Source organism: Acidovorax benzenivorans, from assembly GCF_028680575.1.
GTDB classification, from domain to species: domain Bacteria; phylum Pseudomonadota; class Gammaproteobacteria; order Burkholderiales; family Burkholderiaceae_C; genus Acidovorax; species Acidovorax benzenivorans.
On the sequence record NZ_JAPCKI010000011.1, the window covers coordinates 48,516 to 70,586 of the forward strand.

Consider the following 22,071-nt stretch of genomic DNA (forward strand, 5'->3'; position numbering starts at 1 on the left):
GGCTCAAGCCGCAGGAGCGGACCGATGCTGTGCTAGATCAAGCGCCGCTTGCGTGCGTTCGGCACCGTAGTCATGCTGCGCGGCCTGCACGGACACCAGTCCGTCACGCAGGTCAGCAGCCAGGGCCTCTAGCGCACGCTCCGATGGCGAGCCAAAGCCCGCGCCGCCTGGCGTTTCTATTCGCACGGTCTCGCCGCGAGCAAGCACCAAGCGCGTGACTTTGGAGGACAGGACCTGCTCGCGCTCACCCTCGCCGGCATTGAGTACGATGCGCCCCCTGCCTCCTTCGCCCCCCCCTTCGGCGCCGGCGGCGCCTTGGTGATGACTATCGGATCGGGCCGAGTACACCGTTCCGTCCTGCAGTGCGCGCACTTCCCGCACGATCCCGAGCCCACCGCGCTGGCGTCCTGAGCCGCCGGAATCGGCAATCAGCCCGTAGTGTTCGACGCGCAGCGGAAACTCGTTTTCCAGCACTTCGGTCGGCAGGTTGCGCGAGTTGGTGATGTGGACGTGAATGCCGTCCATGCCATCGGCGTCATCGCGCGCGCCACCACCGCCACCCAGGGTCTCGCCAAACAGAAAGAGGTTTCCCCTTGCAGGATGCGGCCCCGAGAACGAGATCGATGGCATGGTGTCGCAGCCGGAGGCGATGAGGCGTTCGCGCGGAACCAGAGTGCGGAATGCTCCGATGATGGATCCGGCTAGCCGCTGGCAGGTAATGGTGCGGGCGCCGCACGCTGCGGGGGAACGCGGATTGACAATGGATCCCTCGGGAGCTCGGATCACGATGGCTTCCGACAACCCACTGTTGGCTAACAACTCCGGATCGAGCATTGTCTTGACGCAGTAGTAAACAGTGGCTCGCAGGGCACTTTCGGCCACGTTCAGTGCCCCGCGCGACTGGACGCCGCTGCCCTCGAAGTCCACCACGAGATTGCTCCCTTCCTTGAAAATGGTAGCGGTCAGCGGCACGCGTGCGCCCTCCCCCGTGCCATCGTCATCCATCCACGTGGTGAAGGTATGGCGCCCCGGCGCAAGGGCGGCGATGCGGTGCTCGATACGCCGCGCTGTGTACGTCAGTACGTCGTCGACGGCTTGCCGAAAGGCGGCGGCTCCACCCATGCGCTGAATGAGCGCAATGGCTGCAGCGGCTCCCTTGGCATTGGTCGCAATCTGAACGCGCAGATCGAGCGACCGCTCCTGCGAGAGCCGCGAGTTCAGGGCGATCAGGGCGATGACGTCGTCGTCCACTTCGTGGGCACGGGCCACACGGATGACCGGGATGCGCAGACCTTCTTCGTGAATGCTGGCGGCTCGTGCAGAGATTGAGCCCGGAGTGGCCCCACCTATGTCAGAGTGATGGCCGATGTTGGCCGCAAAGGCGACCAGGTCACCCTCCACAAATACCGGCGTGATGATGGAGATGTCGGGCAGGTGCGTTCCGCCAGCGGCATAGGGGTCGTTACAGACATAGACGTCGCCCTCACGGATATCACTGGTCTGATAGCGCGCCAAGACGCCCTCAACGGCCCCCAGCAGCGAACCCAAGTGCACAGGAATATGGGTGCCCTGGGCCACAAGACGTCCGCGGTGGTCGAACATGCCGACGGAGAAATCCCGCCGCTCTTTGATCTGGGTGGAGAACGACGCCCTCATCATGTTGCTGGCCATGGACTCGGTGATGGCAAGCAGTCGGTTGGTGAAGACCTCCACGGCGACAGGGTCGAAGTGGCGTGTGCCTGCGCTTGCAGGGTTGGCATGGGTGGTGTCGATACGCATGGATAAATCTCAGCCTTGGATACGGATATTGCCGAAACGGTCGATGGCGGCTTGCTGGCCCGGCAGGACCACCGTGGTGGAGCTCATCTCCTCGATCACCACCGGTCCGGAGAGGTCCATGCCTATATGCAAGGAATCTCGGCGATACACCCGCGTATCGATCCAGCCATGCCCCGGGCCGAAATAGATGGGGCGCTCGCTCCACTGCAACTCGCCGACCGGTGCCGGCTGCATGCGCACACTGTCCTTGCCAACCAGTCCCACGGCTTGCACGCGGCAGGTCACGATCTCGATCGCGAGACCCGGGTTATCGTGTCCATGCTGGGCTTTGTGGGCGTGGTGGAACGCCTGGACAAATCGGGCTTGGTCCTGCGCCTGCACGCCACTCACCTCGACCCGGATGTCGTGCGTTTGGCCCCGATATCGGGCGTCGATGTGCATATGGAAACGCCGCTCGGCTTCTGGCACACGCTCCTCGGCCAGCCAGGCCTCGCCTTCAATCAGCATGTCCTTCATGGCTTGGCCGGCGGCCTGCCAGCTGCCATCGTCCAGGGTTGCGAGCTGGGTGCGCACGAAATCACGGCTGATATCGGCCAGAAGGATGCCGCGCGCGCACAGGGTGCCTGGCTCGTGCGGCACCAGCACGCTGGCAATGCCGCACTCCTGCGCCACTTCCGCCGCATGCAGAGGGCCAGCCCCACCGAACGCGAACAGGACGAAGTCGGAAGGATCATGGCCGTGTTCTGTGGAGACCGCCCGTATCGCCCGGCTCATGTTGGCGGTGGCGATGCGCAAGATCCCGTGGGCCGCCTCCTCCACCGACAGCCCCAGCGGACGCGCAATGCGCTCCTCGATCACGGCCACAGCTCTGTTGCGGTCTACGGTCATACGCCCATCCAACAGCGTCGTTGGGTGCAGTCGACCAAGCACGATGTTGGCGTCGGTCAGTGTGGGTTCGGTACCGCCCTTGCAGAATGCGACCGGGCCTGGAACCGCACCTGCGCTTTCAGGACCGACCTTGAGTGCGCCCACGTCGTCAAGCCGGGCAATGCTACCGCCACCTGCCCCGACCACATGGATGTCGACCATCGGCATCTTCACCGGATAGCCCGCTACCAGGCGGTCAGAGGTAAAACTAGGACGCCCCCCTGTGATGAGCGACACGTCTGTACTGGTGCCTCCAACATCGAAGGTGATGATCTCCGACAGCCCTGCGGTAGCGCCAATGACTGTGGACCCCACCACCCCCGCTGCCGGCCCCGAAAGACAGGTCAGAACGGGAAAGCGTTCGACGGTGGCCATGGGCATCAAGCCACCATTGGAGTGGAAGGTCAGCGGCTCGACTGTCACCCCCACCTCAATCAGCCGCGTGCGCAGCCGCTCCAGATAATGCTGCATGCGCGGGGCCACGTAGGCATTGAGGACGGTGGTCGAGGTGCGCTCGTACTCGCGGAACTCGGGCAGTACCTCGTGCGAAACACTGACGTGCATGCCGGGAGCCACGCGCTCGATCACACGGCGAGCCTGCTCCTCATGGGCCGGATTGCGGTAGGCGTGCAGAAACGCCACCGCGATCGATTCGACCCCGCTGGCCACCAACTGGTGCACCAGCAGCTCCAGCGCTGCCTCGTTCAACGGCCGCACCACCCGGCCCTCGGCATCCAGGCGCTCGTCAGACTCCAGGCGGCGATGGCGCTGCACCAGCGGCGCAGGCTTTTGCACGCTGTAGTCATACAGGGAAGGTCGAGTCTGGCGCCCAATGGCCAGCACGTCCCGAAATCCCCGTGTGGTGACGAGGCCAGTAGGAACGCCCCGCCGCTCGATCACCATATTGGTCGCCACGGTCGTGCCATGGCCGAAGTAGTCGACCTCAGAAGGCGAGACCGAGAACCGCTCCAGCATCTCACGGGTGCCCTGCGCAATGGCTACCGATGGATCCGCGGGCGATGACGGCACCTTGAAATACGACAAGGCACCAGTGCCCATATCGGCCATCACGAAGTCCGTGAATGTGCCGCCCACATCAATTCCAATTCGAACCATGCTTTTCATTCCCAACGAGTTGAATCTAGGCGGGGTGGCAAAGCTCAGGCTCTGCAATCCCCAGCAGCCAAGCCGGCAACCGACTGCCTCATGACCACCAGCCGATGCACATGCTGGATCGGTTTCCAGGCCGCGCGCATCAACACACTGCGATCAATGCTATGACGCGGTCTACCAAGGAACAATGCACTGGGAGAGCCTGATCCATGCGAAATTGAGATCGGTTGCGATGACTTGCCCGACCGCGCAAAGTCAGAGGCGCACTGTTGCCGGATCTTGTTCACCAGGATGAAGCTGCCTAGCAAACATTGAACAACCGAGGTGATTGACTAAGGCTTTTGTCAACTGCACTTCAAGGTTGAGACAGCCCTCTGCCGGAGTGAGTGTTGCTGCTACTCGTTGTCGCGAGAGAGATGACTTCGACGCATCTCTGCTGAACTCGATCAATGAAGGATCGTAAAAATGGGGCTAGGTGAGTGCCGTTCAATGATGAAAGTCACGGCTGATCGGCAATTCGAATTTCTTCACGCAGATCCTTAGCAAAGGCGTCCGCCAGTTGCATGCGCGGTCCGGAGTCGGGAAAGATCAGCGCGTAGCCCGAGGTGAACGGCTCCTTGATCGGCCGCACCACCAGGCTTCCCGCATACGGCATGGCTGTGGACCGCCCGACCAGGGTGATGCCCGCACCGGCCGCCACCAGCGCGCAGGCGATGGAGGAGCTGGGCGTCTCCAGCACAACGTTGGGCGCCACACCCAGCGTGGCCAGCAGGTCGTCGATCTGGTGGCGCACGAAGCTTTGGCGCGCCAGCATCACCATGCGCTCGCCATCCAGGTCCTTCAGCGACACCACCTCCTTGCCCGCCAGGCGGTGATCGGCCGGCATCACTGCGGTGAACTGGACGGGGTCGAGCTGCTCGATGGCGATGGCCGAGCGAAACAGCGGCAGCTCCACGATGCCCACGTCCAGCTGGCGCGTCGACACCCGCTCCGCGATCTGCCGCGATGGCAGGCTCTCGAAGTAGACCGTGACCTTGGGGCGCGACGACAGGAAGCGCGCAATGCCGCGCGGCACCACCCACTGCGACAAGGCCGGCAGCGATGCGATACGCAACGCTCCCGCACGGTGGAAGCGGATGTCCTGCGCGATCTCCGCAATGCGGTCGAGTGAGCCGTACAAAGGCTCGATCTCACGGTACAGCGCCTCGGCCTCCGGCGTGGGCACCAGCCGGCGGCCGTGCCGCTCGAACAGCTTGTAGCCCACGCGCATCTCCAGCAGCCCGATGGAACGGCTCACTCCTGGTTGCGTCACGTTCATCAGCTTGGCAGCCCCCACGACGGTGCCCACGCGCATCACCGAGCGGAAGGCTTCGATTTGCCCGACATTGATCGTCGTCTTCATATATACCACCTCAGCATCATTCAAGGAGCCAATGGACATTCCTTTGCCTTGGCAAAGCTACCAACGGTCTGCATCGCGCTGGCAAAGGCCTGCGAGCACGAGATTTTGACCGGGCTGCTGCCAATATGCCAGCAGCAAGGGCTACATGCCAAGTCAGCATGAACTAAGAGTGCTCCGGCGTCCACTCGGCTCGTTCTATAAATAACAAAAGAGCATTAGGTACGCTCGTTATTTACATATTCAGCGCGCATGCTCGTCACTACAATTTGTTATAGCAAGTACAAAAACAGTGCTAAGCGCCTTCCAGATCCGCCCTTTCCCCCTGCAAAAGAGGCCTTGATGAATACATACCCAAACGTCATGAGCGATTATTCCATGCGCCCCATGAAGCCCTTCGCCGAGGCCGCTGGCGGTAGCGCCTCTACAGCGAGGCACCCACGATGAGCTTCCTGGAACTGAAAGGCCTGTCCAAGCGCTACGACGGCGTGACGGCGGTGGCGGCCTGCGACCTGTCGGTCGCCAAGGGTGAGTTCGTCAGCCTGCTGGGGCCTTCGGGCTGCGGCAAGACGACCACATTGCAGATGGTGGCCGGTTTCGTGCAGCCCAGCAGCGGGCGCATTCTGCTGGACGGCAAGGACATCACCGAGGTCAAGCCCAACCAGCGCGGCCTGGGCATCGTGTTCCAGAGCTATGCCCTGTTTCCTCACATGACGGTGGCGGACAACGTGGCCTTCGGCTTGGAGATGCAGGGCGTAGCTGCAGGTGAACGGCGCAAGCGCGTGGCCACCACGCTGGAGCTGGTGCACCTGGGCGCCCTGGCGGGCCGCTACCCGCGCGAGCTCTCGGGCGGACAGCGCCAGCGTGTGGCGCTGGCGCGCGCCCTGGCCATCCAGCCGCCGGTGCTGCTGCTGGACGAACCCATGGGCGCGCTCGACGCCAAACTGCGTGAGGAGATGCAGATAGAGTTGCGTGCGCTGCAGCACCGCGTGGGCGTTACCACCATCATGGTCACCCACGACCAGGCGGAGGCAATGACACTGTCCGATCGCGTGGTGCTAATGAACAAGGGCAGCATCGAGCAGGTCGGTCGCCCATTCGAGATGTACGAGCGGCCCAACGGCCGCTTTGCCTCCACCTTTCTGGGCAAGGCCAACGTCTTCGAGGCCCACCGAGCTGCGCCCGGCGCACTGGTGGAGGTGCAGGGCCACCGCCTACCCAGCAGCGACACGCACTGCACCGGTGTCATGGAGTACATCGTGCGCCCCGAGAAGATTGCGCTTGTGCCCGATGCCCAGGCGCTGCTACGCGGCCGCGTGAATGCGCGGGTCTTCCTGGGCAACCACTGGCTGTTCCAGGTCGACACGCCGCTGGGCGTGGTGCAGGTGACGCACGCCAACAACGGCCTGCCACAGGCGGCCGAGGGCGACGAAGTGGGCCTGGCATGGTCGCCCGAGGACGCCCGTCTGGTACCCAGAGAGGGGAGCTGACATGGACGGCACTACCGAACACAACCTGCTGCCCTACTGGCTCACGGCCCCGGGCGTGCTCGCCACGCTGGCCTTTGTGGCCCTGCCCCTGGTGCTCATGCTGTCGCTCAGCCTGTACCCCTTCCTCCCCTCGGGCGGCATCGGCGAACAGCTCACGCTGGCCAACTATGCCGAGCTGGCGCGCGACGACTACTTTCACACCATCTTCGCGCGCACCTTCGGCATGGCCCTCCTGGTCACGCTGGTGTGCATCGCCATCGGCGTACCGGAAGCCTACGTGCTCAGCCGCCTGTCGCCGCGCTGGCGCACCGTGTCCATCGTCATCGTACTCGGTCCCATGCTCATCTCGGTGGTGGTTCGCACCTTGGGTTGGGCGGTGCTGCTGGGCAACGAAGGCGTGATCAACCGACTGCTGATGGCCTCCGGCCTGGTGGCCGAGCCGGTGAAGATGATGTTCACCTTCACGGGAGTGGTCATCGCGCTGGTCCACGTGCTGGTGCCCTTCATGGTGCTGGCGGTGTGGGCATCGCTGCAAAAGCTCGATACCGCCACGGAACAGGCCGCCGAGTCACTCGGCGCCGGCCTATTCACGGTCCTGCGGCGCATCGTCTTCCCCCAGGTGATCCCGGGCGTGCTGTCGGGCGGCCTCATCGTGTTCTCGCTGGCGGCCAGCGCGTTCGCCACGCCCGCCATCATCGGCGGGCGGCGACTCAAGGTCGTGCCCACCACCATCTACGACGAACTGCTGGGCAACCTGAACTGGCCCCTGGGCGCGGCACTGGCGGTGGTGCTGGTGGGCATCGTCCTGGCCGTCTCCATCGGCGTCAACCGGCTCGTCGAGCGCCGCTACAAGCAGGTATTCCTATGAACCGCACCCCGCCTCTGCTGCTAGCCTTCCACTGGCTTTTCGCGATCTTCATGCTGGCTCCTCTGGCCATGGTGGCTCTGGTGTCGTTCACCGACAAGGGCTACATCTCCATGCCGTTCAATGGCGCCTCCTGGCGCTGGTACGCCGCCATCCTGAAGAACGGCGAGTTCATCGATGCCTTCTGGCGCAGCCTGATCCTGGGCGTCACCGCCGCCACGCTGGCCACCCTGCTGGCGGTTCCGGCCGGCATGGCCATCGCCTGGCACCGCTTCCCGGGCCGCGATGCCATCCTGGGCCTGCTGCTATCACCGCTGATGGTGCCGCACGTGGTGCTGGGCATCGCCCTGCTGCGGCTGCTCACGCAGCTGGGGGCCTCCGGCACCATGTGGGGCCTGACGGCCGCGCACACCGTCATCGTGCTGCCCTACGTGCTGCGCCTGGTGGTGGCCGCGGCCACCGGCTTCGATCGCACCGTGGCCCAGGCCGCGCAATCCCTGGGCGCTTCGCCGTGGACGGTATTCCGCCGCGTCGAGCTGCCCCTCATCGTTCCCGGCGTCGCCGGCGGCTGGATCATCGCCTTCATCAACAGCTTCGATGAGCTGACGATGTCGATCTTCGTCGCCTCGGCGGGAACACAGACCCTTCCCGTCAAGATGTACAACCACATTGCCAACACCATCGACCCCCTGCTGGCTTCCGTCTCCACCGTGCTAATCGTCATCACGCTGGCACTGATGATCGCGCTGGACCGCTTCTACGGCCTGGACCGCATCCTGGCGGGCAAACCATCATGAGCGCGGCACGCGATATCGACACCCTGGTGGTGGGCGGTGGCGTCGTCGGCCTATCCATCGCCTACGGCATGGCGGGCGCCGGCGAGCGCGTGCGCCTGCTCGACGAAGGCGACGACGCCCTGCGCGCTGCACGCGGCAATTTCGGACTGGTGTGGGTGCAGGGCAAGGGCCTAGGCTACCCCGACTATGCACGCTGGAGCATGGCATCAGCCCGCGCCTGGCCCGCTTTTGCCCAGGAACTGACCGCGCTGACCGGCATCGACCTGGAGCTCTCGCAGCCCGGCGGCCTGATGATCTGCTTGACCGAGGCCGAACTGGCCGAGCGCGCGGCCAACCTGCAGGCGCTGCGCGATTCCCTGGGCGAGCCCTACCCCTTCGAAGTGCTCGATGCCGGGCAGTTGCGCGCGCTCTCGCCGCACATCGGCCCCGAGGTGGTGGGCGCCACCTACGGCGCGCTCGACGGCCACGCCAGCCCGCTGCGCTTGTTGCGCGCGCTGGTGCAGGGCTTCCAGCTGCGCGGCGGCGAGCTCGTGTCCGGCGTGCGCTGCGAGCGCATCGAACACCGCGGCGGTGCGTTCCACGTGTGGTCCAGCGGCGCCGAGCATGTGGCCGGGCGCCTGGTGCTTGCCGCAGGCCTGGGCAACCGCGCGTTGGCTCCCATGGTGGGGCTCAGCGCGCCGGTCGAGCCCAACCGGGGCCAGATCCTGGTGACCGAGCGCATGCAGCCATTCCTTCAGCACCCGTCGGGCCATGTTCGCCAGACAGGCGAAGGGGTGGTGCAGATCGGCGACTCCAAGGAGGACGTGGGCCTGGACGACGGCACCACCCTTGAGCAGCTGGCGCGCATCGCCCAGCGCGCGCGCCGCATGTTCCCCCTGCTGGCCGACGCCAACATCGTGCGCGCCTGGGGTGCCCTGCGCGTGATGACGCCTGACGGCTACCCCATCTACCAGGCCTCGCGCACCTGCCCGGGCGCCTTCGTCGCCACCTGCCACAGCGGCGTGACCCTGGCGGCCATGCACGCGGGGCCGCTGGCGCAATGGATGCGCGGCGGCCAGCAGCCGCGCGAGATACACACCTTCAAATCGGAGCGCTTCGATGTTTAGAACCATGCTGCCCCATGGGCAGGACACTCGGCCCGAGGTCGAGATCTGGGTGCATGGCCAGCGCATGCTGGCCCGTGAGGGCGAGACGCTGGCCGCCGCGCTGCTCAAGGCCGGTGTCGTGCCGTTTCGCAGCACCCCCGTGTCGGGCGAACCGCGCGCACCGCTGTGCCTGATGGGCGTGTGCTTCGACTGTCTGGTCGAGGTCGACGGTGCACAGAACGTGCAGTCGTGCATGGTGGCCGTGCGCAGCGGCATGCAGGTGCAACTGCCCCAGGGCGCTCGGCGCGCAGGGGGTGCTGCATGAACCGCCCGACGCACGACCTCATCGTCATCGGCGCCGGCCCGGCCGGGATGTCGGCCGCGCTCACCGCCGCATCGTTGGGCATGAAGACCGTCCTGCTGGACGAGCAGCCGCACCCGGGTGGCCAGATCTACCGCAACATCACCCAGGTAGCCCCCCATGTGGCCGCACTGCTCGGCCCCGACTATCGTCATGGGCAACCGCTGGCGCAGCGGCTGGCCCGTTCTGGAGTGGAGATTCGCTCAGGCGCCATGGTATGGGACGTGGCGCGCGACCTCACCGTCACCGCACAAAAGGACGGACAGTCCTTCCAGGTGCAGGCACCGCAGGTGATCGCCGCCACGGGCGCGATGGAACGCGCAACCCCCATTCCGGGGTGGACACTGCCCGGCGTGCTCAATGCCGGCGCCGCACAGATCGCTCTCAAAAGCGCTGGCGCCGTGCCCGCGGGCCGCGTAGTGCTTGCAGGGGCCGGGCCGCTGCTGCTGCTAGTGGGCTGCCAACTGCTCGATGCTGGCGTCGCCATCGCCGGAATCGTCGAGACCGCGCCGACCGCCAACCGCTGGCGTGCGCTGCGCCACCTGCCGGCCGCGCTCGGTGCTGCCGCCTACCTGGCCAAGGGCGCGCGCATGCTCTGGAGGCTGCGCCAGGCCGGCGTGCCCATGTTCTCGGGCGCCACGGACCTGCGGGTCGAAGGGAACGGGCGTGCCCAGGCCCTGGCGTTCACCGCGGGCGGTGCCGTGCACACGCTGGATGCCGGCGTGGTGCTGCTGCACCACGGCGTGGTGCCCAACACGCAGATGGGTCGGCTGCTGCGCGTGCAACACGACTGGGACGCCGTGCAGCTGGCTTGGCGCCCACGGCTCGACGCCTTCGGCGAGACGACGCTGGCCGGCTTCCGCATCGCTGGGGACGGGGCCGGCATCGCCGGCGCCCTCGCGGCGGAGCCCGCCGGCGCTTTGGCCGCCCTGGGCGCAGCGCGGGCGCTCAACCGGTTGAACGACACGGAATTGCGGCAACGCGCCGCACCGATGCGCCGTGCGGTCGCCCGGCAGGAGCGCATACGCCCCTTCCTGGACAACCTGTACCGCCCGCCTGAATGGCTCGCCGCCCCTGGCGACGAGACCGTGATTTGCCGCTGCGAAGAGGTGACCGCCGGTCGCATCCGCGAGATGGCGCACCTGGGCTGCCAGGGCCCCAACCAGACCAAGTTCTTCAGCCGCTGCGGCATGGGGCCCTGCCAGGGCCGAACCTGCGGCCTGGCTGTGACGCAGATCCTTGCGCAGGAGCTGGGCCGGCCGCCCGGCGATGTCGGCGCGTACCACATCCGCGCGCCGCTCAAGCCTGTGTCGCTGGCATCGCTGGCCGCGCTGGCCGACGCCCCTGCAGCAACCACATCCACAGCAATCACCACCGAGGAATCCGCATGAGCACCACCATCGAACGTCACCACACTAACGCCCGCATGAGCAAGATCGTGCGCCACGGGGGGCTGGTCTACCTATGCGGCCAGACGGCCAACGCAGGCGCCAGCGCCCATGGCGAGATCGCCGCCCAGACCCACGAGACCCTGGCGCGCGTGGATGCTCTGCTCACCGAGGCCGGCAGCGACCGCGAGCACCTTCTGTCGGCCACTATCTACCTGCGCGACATCGGCGACTTCGCTGCCATGAACGCGGTATGGGAATCCTGGATCGCACCCGGCACGGCACCCGCACGCACCACGGTAGAGGCCAGGCTAGCGTCACCCAACCTGCTGTTCGAAATCACGATAGTCGCTGCGGCGAGCTGACTAGAACATCCGGTCCTACCAAATCCCGAGGCCAAAATTGATGAAATTCTTCTTTTGGAGCCTGGCGAAAGCGATCCTCTTCTTAGGCACTGCACTGGCAGTGACATCGTCCTTGAGCGCGGCGCAGATCGTGGTCGGACAGGTCGCACCCATGTCGGGCCCTGATGCCGAGCAAGGGCGAGCGTATACAGCCGGCATGCAACTTCTGTTTGACACCGTCAACCAAGCCGGCGGAGTGAACGGAAATTCCTTCAATTTGGTCACCCTTGATGATGCAGGCAGTCCTCAAAACACTGTACGGATGACTCGACAACTGATCGCAGAAAGTCCTCCGCTAGTGCTTGCTGGATACTTCGGCCGCCGCAATATCGCGGCACTAATGGAGGCCGGCTTACTCGAGAAGGAAAAACTAGTTCTGCTCGGTTACCGCGCAACAGAGATTAATGAGCCGTTCCCATCTTTTTACAGCGTACGTGCCAATTTGCGCGATGAGTTGGAGAAAATAGCTGTGCACCTTGACACGCTTGGTGTCACCCGAGTTGGCTTGCTCTACGAATACGAGCCTAGCGTGACACCGCCCGCAACACCGTTGAGGGAATGGCTGGGCCGAGGCAGAGTGACCATCGTTGCAAGGGCTTCGTATGAAGCTGGTACTACACGCGTTACGGAAGCAGTTGATGCGCTTCTCAGTGCTGCACCCCAAGCCATTATCTTAGTGACTAGTGGGAGTGCCGGCGCCCGCTTTATTGAGCAATTCCGCGCGGGCGGTGGCTCCTCGCTACTTTTCGTGCACTCGGGGGCGGACATGGAACGAACCTCACGACAGATCGCCCAGGACCGATTGTCCTTCGTCTCTACTGTGATGCGCGGCGTCGCCATCGCGCAAGTGGTACCCAACCCTCGCGAAATGGCGCTGCTATCAACTGAGTTCCGCGCGGCTATCAGCAAGACCGGAAAACCGGACATACAAGCCGATTACGTGACGATGGAGGGATTCATTGCAGCGAAAGTCATTGTTGAGGCTGTCCGACGTCAAGGAGCACGTCCGACCCGTGCGGGCATGGGGAGCGCGCTTGATAACCTAAACAACCTGAATTTGGGTGGGTATGTCATAGGGTTCAACAAAGGCAACAGGTCTGGATCCCATTTTGTGCACCTTTCAATAATTAGCGACACAGGAAAAATTCGTCAGTAAAATTGATAAATTTCACATTTTATTAATTTTCTGGAGGAGAATTTATAGAATTGACCCTACCCATTGGCATTACAACCCCGATTCTGGAGATTTAAAATGATTAAGCACGTAGGTATTTTAGGAATATTTTTGATTGCAGCATCCTCAGGCGCGAATGCAGCTGAAACGATGTACATCGCATCATGGGGTGGAGACGTTGAAAAAGTTTTTCGCGAGAAAATAATTCCTCCTTTTGAAGCGAAAAACAACATCAAGATTAATTATATCGCTGGCAACTCGAGCGATACACTTGCCAAGTTGATGGCTCAAAAAAGCAAGCAAGAAATCTCAGTTGCGTTCATGGACGAATTTGCAATGGTTTCCGCTGTGGGGGCAGGAGTCTGTGCAAAAGTCGATGAAGGAGAATATTCTAAAAATGTTTATCAGAATGCCCGTACTACTGGCGATAAATCGATTGGTCTAGGATTTTATGCTGCAGGATTGGTTTACAACACCGAAATCTTCAAAAAGAACGGATGGGATGCCCCCACTTCCTGGAAAGACCTTGAAGATAAAAAGTATCTAGGCAAGATTGTAATTCCTTCTATCGCAAGCTATGGACAATGGGTCCTGGTCATGGAAGCTAGAGCGAATGGAGGCAGCGAGAAATCAATTCAACCTGGCTTCGAAGCCATGAAGAGAATATCGCCAAACGTCATAGCGTGGGAATCAGGCCCCGCGAAAATTGCTCAAATGCTTCAAACCGGTGAGGCCGCACTTGCAGTTTGGGGAAATCAACGAGCAGCACCTCTGATCGATCAGGGAGTTCCTCTCAAATTTGTTTATCCGAAAGAGGGTGCCGTCTCGGCTGTAGCTGCAGTTTGCCCAGTGCAAGGAGGACCGCAACCAAAGGTTGCGCAAGCATTTATTCAGTATCTACTGAGTCCTGAAGTCCAAACGTTCTTAGCAACCACAAACGGTTGGGGCCCGGCAAACAAAGATGTCAAGCTCCCACCGGCAGTGGCCGCGAGAGTGATCTATGGACAAGAGCAGCATAATAAACTAATTGCCGTCGACTACAACGTTATTATACCAAATATGCCTGCTTGGACAAGCCGCTGGAATCGCGAAGTCGAACGCTAAAAAATTATTAGCAGGGACCTTAATGAGGTCCCATCTTTTAAATAGAAACCATGAAATATATCAATTCATTGTCAATTTCTTCCATTGCCAAGGCTGAAATTTTTATTGTTGAAGCCGATTTTGTTACTCCATACAAGCTGTCCTATGGAGTGACTTCAAAAACTCGAGCTGTAATGCTCAAGCTCACTGATGCAGAGGGTCTGGTAGGCTGGGGAGAGGCGAACCCCACACAGCCATTTACCCCGGAATCTCCAGAAGAAGCAGCAGAAGCGCTCAAGAAAATTATCATTCCGGAAATTCTAAAAATTCAACATCCGACAGCAGGGTTAGCAGACAAAATATTAGATGATTTAGTTCCAGGTCATTTGTGCGCAAAAGGCGCGGTAAGCACAGCATTGCTGGACCTACTTGGCAAGCGCTTGCAAGTCCCTGTTGCAACTCTCCTGGGTGGATGTGTACATAAATCTCTTCCCGTCTTGTGGCCACTGGGAAATGGCACAGCTGAAGATGACATTCAAGTTATCGATAATCAAGCGGCAAAGGGCTTTACCAGTTTCATGTTGAAGATGGGCGCAGCACCTATAAAAGACGAGTTAAAAAGAGTCGAAGCATTAGAAAAAAAATATGGGAATAGCATTAGATTTATTGCCGATGCCAACCAGGGTTGGAGCATAGAACAGTCGCAGGAGTTTCTTAGAGGTGCGCGCGGGTCCAAACTAGTGTTTGTGGAGCAGCCAGTCGAAAAATACGACATCGAAGGTATGGCAACTTTGTCGAGGTCGACAGCTCTGCCGCTTTCCGCAGATGAGTCACTGCAAGGCTTAGGCGAGGCAGCTCAGATCGCTTCACGTGGGGCGGCTAAGATTTTTAGCATAAAGAGTAGTAAGAATGGAGGACCTCTCCGTGCTCAAAGCGTTGCAATGGTTGCAAAAGCATTTGGCATACGCTGCTACATGAATTCAATGCTTGAATTTGGAATAACCCAAGCTGCGTCCTTACAGCATGCCGTAACGATCAACAATTTGGTAGATTTTGGCCATGCATTCATGTCCACGCTCCGCCTCGCAGAAGATCCGACAAATTTTTCAACTTTTATACGTGAAGGCATCATATACTTTCCTGATGAGGTTGGAATTGGCTTGCAGGTAGATGAAGATCATGTCCGTCGCATGGCAATTGCAAGCTCGCTGGTGCGATAAAGCCAGCTAGATATAATATGAAATATTAGTTACCATTCACCTTGCATGACATAGGCACAACCGCACGAACAAGCCGCGCAAGCGATGCCTATGTCCTTTGGGAGCAACGCGAATGCAGTGGACCTGTAAATTTTCGTTGTTGAACCGCAAAAGGCAATCGCTGTCGCTGGCCTCAACACTCCACGATGTTCACTGCTAAGCCACCACGTGAAGTCTCCTTGTACTTCGTCAGCATGTCTGCCCCAGTCTCGCGCATGGTCTTGATCACCTGGTCCAGGCTTACGTGGTGCGCACCGTCCCCATGCAGGGCCATGCGGGCGGCGTTGATGGCCTTGACCGACGCGATGGCATTGCGTTCGATGCAGGGGATCTGCACCAGCCCGCCCACCGGGTCACAGGTCAGACCGAGGTGATGCTCCATGCCGATCTCGGCCGCGTTCTCGACCTGCTGCGGCGTGCCGCCCAGCACGGCGCACAGGCCGGCCGAGGCCATCGAGCATGCGACGCCGACCTCGCCCTGGCAGCCCACCTCGGCACCGGAGATGGAGGCGTTTTCCTTGTACAGTAGGCCGATGGCACCGGCTGTTAGCAGGAAGTCGACTACGCCCGCATCGCTGGCCCCGGGCACAAAGCGGCGGTAATAGTGCAACACCGCGGGGACGATGCCCGCAGCGCCATTGGTGGGCGCCGTCACCACGCGCCCGCCGGAAGCGTTTTCCTCGTTCACTGCCAGTGCGAAGAGGTTCACCCAGTCCATCACGGCCAGCGGGTCGGATACGGACCCGTGCCCAGGACCCGCCTGCACCAGTTTGCGCTGCAGCACAGCCGCGCGCCGGCGCACCTTGAAGCCGCCCGGCAGCGTGCCCTCCGTGGCGCAGCCGCGCACGACGCAGCCCTGCATCACAGACCAGATGTTCAGCAGGCCGTCGTCGATCTCGGCATCGCTGCGCCAGTGGTGCTCGTTGCGCCGCATGATGGTGGCAATGTCGCAGCCCTCGCGCAGGGTCAACGCGAGCAACTCATCGCCGCTGTGGAACGGCAGCGGCAGGATCGCGGCGTCCGGCACGATCGCGGCCTGCAGGGCCCCGTCCTGGGCCATCTGCTCGCCCACCACGAAGCCCCCGCCCACGGAGTAGTAGGTGCGCTCGGCCAGTTCAGCCCCCAGCGGACCATAAGCCGTGAAGCGCATGCCGTTTGCGTGGAACGGTAGGCTCTTGAGCGCGTAGAAAAGCACGTCCGACGCCTCGCTGAAAGCGATGACATGCGCACCGGGCAGTACGATAGCCTGCCGCTCGCGGATGCCTTGCAGGATGCCCGGTATCGCATCCGGTTCCACGGTGTCGGGTGCGTGGCCCGCCAGGCCAAGCAGCACGGCGGTGCCTGTGCCATGCCCCTTGCCCGTGGCACCCAGCGAACCATACAGTTCGCAGCGGATTCGTGAAGTGGCCTGCAGCACGCCGATATCGGACAGGCGCTGCACGAACATGCCGGCGGCCCGCATGGGGCCCACGGTGTGCGAGCTTGACGGGCCGATGCCGATCTTGAAGAGATCGAAAACACTTACTGCCAAGGGATTCTCCAGTTCATTCGGGAACACGGCCGCTGTGCGGGCCGCGGGCGCATCCTGCCCAGGCAGCTCAGGCGGCCAGGCGGAAGGTGCTGACCAAGGCCGTCAGGCGCAGGGACTGCTCGCGCAGCGATTCGGCGGCGGCAGCCGACTGCTCCACCAGCGCGGCGTTCTGCTGCGTCATGTGGTCCAGTTCGCCGGCCGCGTTGTTGATGTGGCCCAGGCCCGCGCTCTGCGAAGCCACCGCGGTGCGGATCTCTCCGATGGTGAGCGCCACGCGCTGGGCGCGCTGCACCACGTCGCCCATGGCCGTTCCGGCCGACGCCGCGCGGCTGGCGCCGTCGGACACCTGCCGGGCGCTCGCCCCGATCAGCACCCCAATCTCCTTGGCGGCGCTGGCGCTGCGCGTTGCCAGGCCACCGACTTCGCTAGCAACCACCTGGAAGCCCCGGCCGTATTCGCCGGCGCGCGCAGCCTCCACCGCCGCGTTGAGCGCCAGCAGCTTGGTTTGGAACGCGATGGCGTTGATGACGCCGGTGATCTCCGCCACGCGCACGCTGCTGATGCGGATCTCATGCATCGCCGAGCTCACCAGCCCCACCAGGCGGCCGCCCTCCTCCGCCATGCGCGCGGCATCGGTTGCCATTACGCTGGCCTCATGGGCGTAGTCTGCAGACTGCTGCATCTCCGCCGTCAGCTCCACCAGGGAGTTGGAGGTCTCCTGCAGATTGCTGGCGGCGTTCTCGGTGCGCACGGACAGGTCTTGGTTGCCGCTGGCCACCTCGGTGCTGGCTGTTTGGATAGAGTCGGCGCAGTGGCGGATCTCCGCCACCAGCGCGCTCAGATGCCGCTGCATGGCCATTACGGCCTGCAGCAAGCGGCCTACCTCGTCGTGCCGCTGCACGACAATCACGGTGCCCAGGTCGCCTGCGGCGATGCGCTCGGCCATCTCGATGGCCTGGTCGATGGGCTGCTTGACGCTGCGCGCGATGCCGGTGGCCAGCGCCGTCCCCACCAGTAACGCGGCCGCCACCAGCGAGCTGACCACCACGACTGCGCGGCGCTTGGCCGTCCTGGCCTGGGCCACGGCCTCGGCGTTCAGCGCCGTCTTCTGCGCGATCAGCGCCTGCACGTTCTTGCGCCAGGCCTGCTCCACTGGGCTCGCACGCAGCGCAAGCGTTTTGGTGGCATCGACTACTCCGCCTTCGCGGGCCTGCTCCACTGCCTTCCTGAGCAAGGGCTGGGTCTTGCGGGAGCCCTCGGCCATGTTGCGCCAGAGTTCGCTCTCCGATCCCTCTTCTACCCCCAGTGCCTCGAAGGCGGTGACTGCCGATGCATAGCGGCCCTGTGCTGCCTGCATGCCCAAGACCTCGGCGTCCATGGTCTCGGCATCGGTAAGAGAAGCCACGGAGAACAGGGCGACTGACCGCGCCCGCACCGCCATGTCGTTGATCGCATCAAGCATCTCCTGCGCACGCAGGATCTTGGCATCGCTGACCTCGACGATGTGGCCCATGCGCCGTGACAGGGCCTCGAACTCGGCCATGCACCATCCGGCGATCAGGACCATGAAGGCCAGCAGAAGACCGTGGCTGAACAGCAGTCGCCGGCCGATGTTCAGACGGGAAAAAGCCTTGGTGAGCATGACAGGAGCCCCGTGGAAGAATTGCAGGAAGGAACGGCGCAGGCATGCGCCGCATCCGCTGCACAAGGGCGTGAGATGCGCGGCCAGGCGCCAATGGGGACAGGTCAGGTCAACCGGCGCGGCCGGTCAGCGGCCTGCCTGCATGGAGGGAGGCGGTTCACCCGCGTGCAGGCAAACCATGCTCCATGCAGGCGCGGTTTAGCGCTCCACTGCGCGGTTCCAGCGGCTCGTCCACTCGGCACGCTTGGCATTGATGATGTCGTAGTTGGGCGAAATCAGCGCGCTGACCTTCTCGGGCCCGTACACCACGCGCTTGACCACATCGGGTGCCAGCTTGGTGGTTTTGTTGACCGGTCCCCAACCCTGCGAGCCCGCCAGGACCGCCTGCGAGTCTGCAGACGCCACGTGCTGCAGGAACTGCTGGCCCAGTTTGGCCTGGGGCGCGCCCTCGACCACGCAGGCCGCGGTCATGATCACCACCGCGCCTTCCTTGGGGTAGACGAACTCCACCGGCGCCCCCTGGTCGGTGACGGCCTGCACGCGGCCATTGCCCCACACCACCAGCGCCCCTTCGCCGGTCTGCAGCATCTGCGCCATCTTGCCGGGCGAGGGCTCCCAGGCCAGTACGTTGGGTGCGACCTTCTTCGCCATCACGTCGAAGCCAGGGTCCATCTTGTCTTCGCCGCCGCCGTTGAGCCGCGACATCATTACCAGCGTGAGCAGGCCGTAGCCGTTGGTAATGGGCGGGATCACCACCTTCTGCTTGTACTTGGGGTCGGCCAGGTCCTGCCATGAAGTGGGCGCCTTCCAACCGTTCTTGGCGAAAACCTCTTTGTTGTAGGCCAGGCCCGCTGCGATGAAGCCGATGCCGATGGAGCGGTCCCCGACCATGCGGGCGTTCGGGTAAAGCTCCTTGATCGCGCCGCCGTCCTCTACCTTGGCGCACAGGCCCTGTCCCACGGCCTGGTACATGGGGCCGTCGTCGATCAGCGCCACCGAGATCTCCTGCTTGCCCTTTTGCGCCTGCAGCTTGGCCAGGATGTCCGTGGAGTTGCCGGGCACATACACCACCTTGGCGCCGGTCTTCGCCTCGAACGGGGGAATGATCTTTTCCTTGAACAGCTGTTCGGTAGAACCGCCGTACCCGCCCACATAGATCGTTTCCGCAGCCTGAGCATTCACATGGGCCGAAATTGCCAGGGCACTTATCACATATAGGCATTTGCGCATCGGTAGATCCTTATCCGAAAGTCATAGGGAAGTGTGTAGCCCGAAGACATGGCTTGGTGCCAAAGCCCCTTGCATGTGAAAAATTCTAGTCACAAGGTTGTGCTAGGAATATGTAAATATTCATGGCAACTCATGCTGGTTTGTTATATGAGGTGTGACTAAGCAACCCTACTGTAGAAGGTAATCAGACGAGAGACTTGCCGGGGCGGCTATGCGCATCAGGGAGGAAGTTCTGAGGGTGCTCAGGTTCCGCCAAAGCAAACACCTGCGGTGTCCAAGAAAGCAGTCCACCTCGTGTGTCTGACTCAGTAAACCGTAGATTCGTGCTGGCAATTGGGCGATGAAGCGTCTTCGGTCGACACCCAATTCCCCAGAGCCCTCACAAACTGCTAGCGCTTACGGGTCAGCCGGATCTCTTCCTTGAGCTCCTTGGCGAAAGCCTCGGCCAGCAGCATGCGCGCGCCTGGGAAGGGAAAAATCACTGCCGAGCGCGAACTCATCTCCTCTCGCACGGGCCGCACCACCACGTTCGGCCCGGCAAAGGACTCCGCTGCCCAGTGCGACACCAGGGTGATACCGGCACCCGCCGCTGCAAAGCCGCAGGCGATGAGCGAATGCGGGGTTTCCATCACCACATGGGGCACCACATCGGCTTTGGAGAAGGCGTCGTCGATCTGGTAGCGCAGGAAGCTGTGCTGCGACAGCAGCACCATACGCTCGCCCGCAAGGTCCTTCACCGAGATCTGCCTTTTTGCCGCGAGCCGGTGGCCCGCCGGGATCACGGCCACCGAACGAGCAGGGTCCAGCGGCTCGATGGAGATGGACGGGCGCGCCATGGGCAGCTCGATCAGGCCGACGTCGAACTGGCGCGTGGCTACCAGGTCGGCCACCTGGCGCGAGGGCAGGCTCTGCACGAACACCGAGACATTGGGCCGCGTTGACAGAAAGCGCGCCGTTGCGCGCGGGAGCAGCGATTGCGACAGCGAAGGCAGCGTGGCGATGCGCAGCTCCCCCGCACGCTGGAATCGGATGTCCTGCGCCACCTGGGCCAGCCGGTCCAGGCTGCCGTAGATGGGTTCGGCCTCACGGTAGAAGGCCTGGCCTTCTGGCGTGGGCACCAGCTTGCGCCCGCGCCGTTCGAACAGCTTATAGCCAATACGTGATTCAAGCAGGCTGATGGCGCGACTCACCACCGGCTGCGTCACGTTCATGTGGCGAGCTGCCGCTACTACCGTCCCGGTGCGCATCACGGAATAGAACGACTCGACCTGGCGCAGATTCAGCGTGGGCTTCATGCATAGCATTTGAGCATAAAGTGAAGCGATCTATCGAATTGTCGTTTGCAGTACCGGGGCATACGATTCGCTCCATACCGCCGCAACGCCTCTACAAAGGATGCCTTCCATGCCCACGACTCTCCATATGCCTTCCACGCACACACCGATGTGCAGCACCGTGACCGCCCCATCGCGCCTGCGCCGTGGGCTGGCCTTGGCCGGTTTGGCTCTGTGCGCCATCGGTAGTGCTGCAGGCTCCGCCCCTGCGCACGCCCAGGCCTGGCCCAGCAAGCCCATCCGGCTGGTGGTGGGCTTTCCGCCAGGAGGGTCGTCGGACGCCACGGCCCGCATGCTGGCCACTGCGCTGAGCGCCAAGCTCGGCCAGCAGGTTTTCGTGGAAAACAAGGCGGGCGCCAACAGCATCATCGCCACACAGTTCGTGCGCAGCCAGCCGGCCGACGGCTACACCCTACTGTCGGTGTCGTCCTCGTTCGCCATCAACCCGGCGCTGCAAAAGCTCAACTACGACATCTACAAAGACTTCACTCCCGTGGCGTTGCTGGGCATCATTCCTCTGTGGATGGTCACGCCCAACGACGTGCCAGTGAAGTCCGTCAAGGACCTGGTGGCCCTGGCCAAAGCACAGCCCGGCAAGCTGCCCTACGCCAGCTACGGCTCGGGCAGCGCGGGGCACCTGGCATCGGAGCTGCTGCTGTCCATGACCGCCACCAACATGATCCATGTGCCCTACAAAGGCACCGGCCCCGGGCTGGTGGACGTGATGGGCGGCCAGGTGACGATGATGATGCCGACCGTGGCCTCCTCCGTCACCCTGGTCAAGGAAGGCAAGCTGCGCGCCATCGCAGTAACCAGTGCCAAACGCGTCTCGGCCGTGCCGGACGTGCCCACCATCGCCGAGTCGGGCGTGCCCGGCTTCGAGCTGGTGGCGTGGGAAACGATCCAGGTAGCGGCCGGCACGCCACCCGAGGTCGTGAACCGCCTGAACGCCACCATCCGCGAGATCATCGCCACGCAGGACTTCCGCGACAAGCTGGTCAAGATCGGCATCGAGCCTGAGCTGAAGATGGCCCCCGCCGACGTGGCGAAGTTCGTGCGCAGCGAAGCCGAAAAGTTCGACAAGGTGGTGCGCGAACGCAATATCAAGGCCGAGTGAGTCCAGCGCCCTCAGTCAAGAGCGAGCACGCTGCGGCCTGGGATTCCCGGGCCGTGCGCCATTGCCGTCCCCACCTGCTTCAGAAGAACCACC

Annotated in this window: 18 protein-coding genes; 11 read left to right on the forward strand and 7 right to left on the reverse strand. The window is 62.7% G+C overall.

Translation table 11 applies throughout. The features are described from left to right. Positions 1 to 3: 3 nt before the first annotated feature. From OIN59_RS17455 to OIN59_RS17465, 3 genes are all read right to left on the reverse strand, one after another. Positions 4 to 1,779 carry a hydantoinase B/oxoprolinase family protein gene (locus tag OIN59_RS17455; RefSeq protein ID WP_274112339.1) on the reverse strand — a complete coding sequence of 592 codons (1,776 nt, stop codon included), beginning with the start codon at positions 1,777 to 1,779 and terminating at the stop codon, positions 4 to 6. A gap of 9 nt (positions 1,780 to 1,788) precedes the next feature. Then, positions 1,789 to 3,831: a hydantoinase/oxoprolinase family protein gene (locus OIN59_RS17460; RefSeq protein ID WP_328517985.1), complete on the reverse strand. Its 2,043-nt coding sequence runs from the start codon at positions 3,829 to 3,831 to the stop codon at positions 1,789 to 1,791. 487 nt (positions 3,832 to 4,318) lie between these two features. Beyond that, positions 4,319 to 5,221 (reverse strand): LysR substrate-binding domain-containing protein, encoded by a 903-nt coding sequence (locus OIN59_RS17465; RefSeq protein ID WP_274112340.1) that lies wholly within the window; start codon positions 5,219 to 5,221, stop codon positions 4,319 to 4,321. Between the two features lie 440 nt (positions 5,222 to 5,661). On the opposite strand from OIN59_RS17465, the gene OIN59_RS17470 reads away from it, so the two are divergent. The 10 genes from OIN59_RS17470 to OIN59_RS17515 all read left to right on the forward strand — a co-directional run bounded on the left by OIN59_RS17470 (position 5,662) and on the right by OIN59_RS17515 (position 15,085). Next, positions 5,662 to 6,708 carry an ABC transporter ATP-binding protein gene (locus tag OIN59_RS17470; protein WP_274112341.1) on the forward strand — a complete coding sequence of 349 codons (1,047 nt, stop codon included), beginning with the start codon at positions 5,662 to 5,664 and terminating at the stop codon, positions 6,706 to 6,708. Between the two features lies 1 nt (position 6,709). Then, a complete protein-coding gene (locus OIN59_RS17475) occupies positions 6,710 to 7,576 on the forward strand; it encodes an ABC transporter permease (protein WP_274112342.1) in 867 nt (288 codons plus the stop codon). Next, entirely contained in the window at positions 7,573 to 8,370 is a 798-nt protein-coding gene (locus tag OIN59_RS17480) for an ABC transporter permease (RefSeq protein WP_274112343.1), read from the forward strand. The genes OIN59_RS17475 and OIN59_RS17480 overlap by 4 nt, the downstream gene beginning before the upstream one ends. Continuing rightward, a complete protein-coding gene (locus tag OIN59_RS17485) occupies positions 8,367 to 9,476 on the forward strand; it encodes an NAD(P)/FAD-dependent oxidoreductase (protein WP_274112344.1) in 1,110 nt (369 codons plus the stop codon). The genes OIN59_RS17480 and OIN59_RS17485 overlap by 4 nt, the downstream gene beginning before the upstream one ends. After that, entirely contained in the window at positions 9,469 to 9,780 is a 312-nt protein-coding gene (locus OIN59_RS17490) for a (2Fe-2S)-binding protein (RefSeq protein ID WP_274112345.1), read from the forward strand. The genes OIN59_RS17485 and OIN59_RS17490 overlap by 8 nt, the downstream gene beginning before the upstream one ends. Continuing rightward, the gene (locus OIN59_RS17495) at positions 9,777 to 11,207 is read left to right on the forward strand and encodes an FAD-dependent oxidoreductase (protein ID WP_274112413.1); all 1,431 of its coding nucleotides are present in this window, start codon (positions 9,777 to 9,779) and stop codon (positions 11,205 to 11,207) included. The genes OIN59_RS17490 and OIN59_RS17495 overlap by 4 nt, the downstream gene beginning before the upstream one ends. After that, a complete protein-coding gene (locus OIN59_RS17500; RefSeq protein WP_274112346.1) occupies positions 11,204 to 11,569 on the forward strand; it encodes a RidA family protein in 366 nt (121 codons plus the stop codon). The genes OIN59_RS17495 and OIN59_RS17500 overlap by 4 nt, the downstream gene beginning before the upstream one ends. A 40-nt stretch (positions 11,570 to 11,609) precedes the next feature. Then, positions 11,610 to 12,764, forward strand: coding sequence for an ABC transporter substrate-binding protein (locus tag OIN59_RS17505; RefSeq protein WP_274112347.1), 1,155 nt, complete (start codon positions 11,610 to 11,612; stop codon positions 12,762 to 12,764). A 96-nt stretch (positions 12,765 to 12,860) separates the two neighbouring features. Continuing rightward, positions 12,861 to 13,886: an ABC transporter substrate-binding protein gene (locus OIN59_RS17510; protein WP_274112348.1), complete on the forward strand. Its 1,026-nt coding sequence runs from the start codon at positions 12,861 to 12,863 to the stop codon at positions 13,884 to 13,886. A 50-nt stretch (positions 13,887 to 13,936) separates the two neighbouring features. Next, positions 13,937 to 15,085, forward strand: coding sequence for an enolase C-terminal domain-like protein (locus OIN59_RS17515; protein ID WP_274112349.1), 1,149 nt, complete (start codon positions 13,937 to 13,939; stop codon positions 15,083 to 15,085). A gap of 172 nt (positions 15,086 to 15,257) precedes the next feature. Here the strand turns inward: OIN59_RS17515 and OIN59_RS17520 are convergent, their stop codons facing one another. From OIN59_RS17520 to OIN59_RS17535, 4 genes are all read right to left on the reverse strand, one after another. After that, positions 15,258 to 16,655: an L-serine ammonia-lyase gene (locus tag OIN59_RS17520; protein WP_274112350.1), complete on the reverse strand. Its 1,398-nt coding sequence runs from the start codon at positions 16,653 to 16,655 to the stop codon at positions 15,258 to 15,260. A gap of 67 nt (positions 16,656 to 16,722) precedes the next feature. Next, positions 16,723 to 18,297, reverse strand: coding sequence for a methyl-accepting chemotaxis protein (locus OIN59_RS17525; RefSeq protein WP_274112351.1), 1,575 nt, complete (start codon positions 18,295 to 18,297; stop codon positions 16,723 to 16,725). Between the two features lie 198 nt (positions 18,298 to 18,495). Beyond that, positions 18,496 to 19,527 (reverse strand): ABC transporter substrate-binding protein, encoded by a 1,032-nt coding sequence (locus tag OIN59_RS17530; RefSeq protein WP_274112352.1) that lies wholly within the window; start codon positions 19,525 to 19,527, stop codon positions 18,496 to 18,498. A 389-nt stretch (positions 19,528 to 19,916) separates the two neighbouring features. After that, complete coding sequence (locus tag OIN59_RS17535; RefSeq protein ID WP_274112353.1) at positions 19,917 to 20,822, reverse strand: LysR family transcriptional regulator; 906 nt, start codon at positions 20,820 to 20,822, stop codon at positions 19,917 to 19,919. 109 nt (positions 20,823 to 20,931) lie between these two features. Between OIN59_RS17535 and OIN59_RS17540 the strand changes: the two genes are divergently transcribed. Further along, positions 20,932 to 21,978 carry a Bug family tripartite tricarboxylate transporter substrate binding protein gene (locus OIN59_RS17540; protein WP_274112354.1) on the forward strand — a complete coding sequence of 349 codons (1,047 nt, stop codon included), beginning with the start codon at positions 20,932 to 20,934 and terminating at the stop codon, positions 21,976 to 21,978. The last annotated feature ends 93 nt before the right edge of the window (positions 21,979 to 22,071 follow it).

What these genes read in the sequence shown, in the direction of transcription:
- OIN59_RS17455 (WP_274112339.1), bottom strand. Translation starts at nt 1,779, where the DNA reads ATGCGTATCGACACCACCCATGCCAACCCTGCAAGCGCAGGCACACGC.
- OIN59_RS17460 (WP_328517985.1), bottom strand. Translation starts at nt 3,831, where the DNA reads ATGAAAAGCATGGTTCGAATTGGAATTGATGTGGGCGGCACATTCACG.
- OIN59_RS17465 (WP_274112340.1), bottom strand. Translation starts at nt 5,221, where the DNA reads ATGAAGACGACGATCAATGTCGGGCAAATCGAAGCCTTCCGCTCGGTG.
- OIN59_RS17470 (WP_274112341.1), top strand. Translation starts at nt 5,662, where the DNA reads ATGAGCTTCCTGGAACTGAAAGGCCTGTCCAAGCGCTACGACGGCGTG.
- OIN59_RS17475 (WP_274112342.1), top strand. Translation starts at nt 6,710, where the DNA reads ATGGACGGCACTACCGAACACAACCTGCTGCCCTACTGGCTCACGGCC.
- OIN59_RS17480 (WP_274112343.1), top strand. Translation starts at nt 7,573, where the DNA reads ATGAACCGCACCCCGCCTCTGCTGCTAGCCTTCCACTGGCTTTTCGCG.
- OIN59_RS17485 (WP_274112344.1), top strand. Translation starts at nt 8,367, where the DNA reads ATGAGCGCGGCACGCGATATCGACACCCTGGTGGTGGGCGGTGGCGTC.
- OIN59_RS17490 (WP_274112345.1), top strand. Translation starts at nt 9,469, where the DNA reads ATGTTTAGAACCATGCTGCCCCATGGGCAGGACACTCGGCCCGAGGTC.
- OIN59_RS17495 (WP_274112413.1), top strand. Translation starts at nt 9,777, where the DNA reads ATGAACCGCCCGACGCACGACCTCATCGTCATCGGCGCCGGCCCGGCC.
- OIN59_RS17500 (WP_274112346.1), top strand. Translation starts at nt 11,204, where the DNA reads ATGAGCACCACCATCGAACGTCACCACACTAACGCCCGCATGAGCAAG.
- OIN59_RS17505 (WP_274112347.1), top strand. Translation starts at nt 11,610, where the DNA reads ATGAAATTCTTCTTTTGGAGCCTGGCGAAAGCGATCCTCTTCTTAGGC.
- OIN59_RS17510 (WP_274112348.1), top strand. Translation starts at nt 12,861, where the DNA reads ATGATTAAGCACGTAGGTATTTTAGGAATATTTTTGATTGCAGCATCC.
- OIN59_RS17515 (WP_274112349.1), top strand. Translation starts at nt 13,937, where the DNA reads ATGAAATATATCAATTCATTGTCAATTTCTTCCATTGCCAAGGCTGAA.
- OIN59_RS17525 (WP_274112351.1), bottom strand. Translation starts at nt 18,297, where the DNA reads ATGCTCACCAAGGCTTTTTCCCGTCTGAACATCGGCCGGCGACTGCTG.
- OIN59_RS17530 (WP_274112352.1), bottom strand. Translation starts at nt 19,527, where the DNA reads ATGCGCAAATGCCTATATGTGATAAGTGCCCTGGCAATTTCGGCCCAT.
- OIN59_RS17535 (WP_274112353.1), bottom strand. Translation starts at nt 20,822, where the DNA reads ATGAAGCCCACGCTGAATCTGCGCCAGGTCGAGTCGTTCTATTCCGTG.
- OIN59_RS17540 (WP_274112354.1), top strand. Translation starts at nt 20,932, where the DNA reads ATGCCCACGACTCTCCATATGCCTTCCACGCACACACCGATGTGCAGC.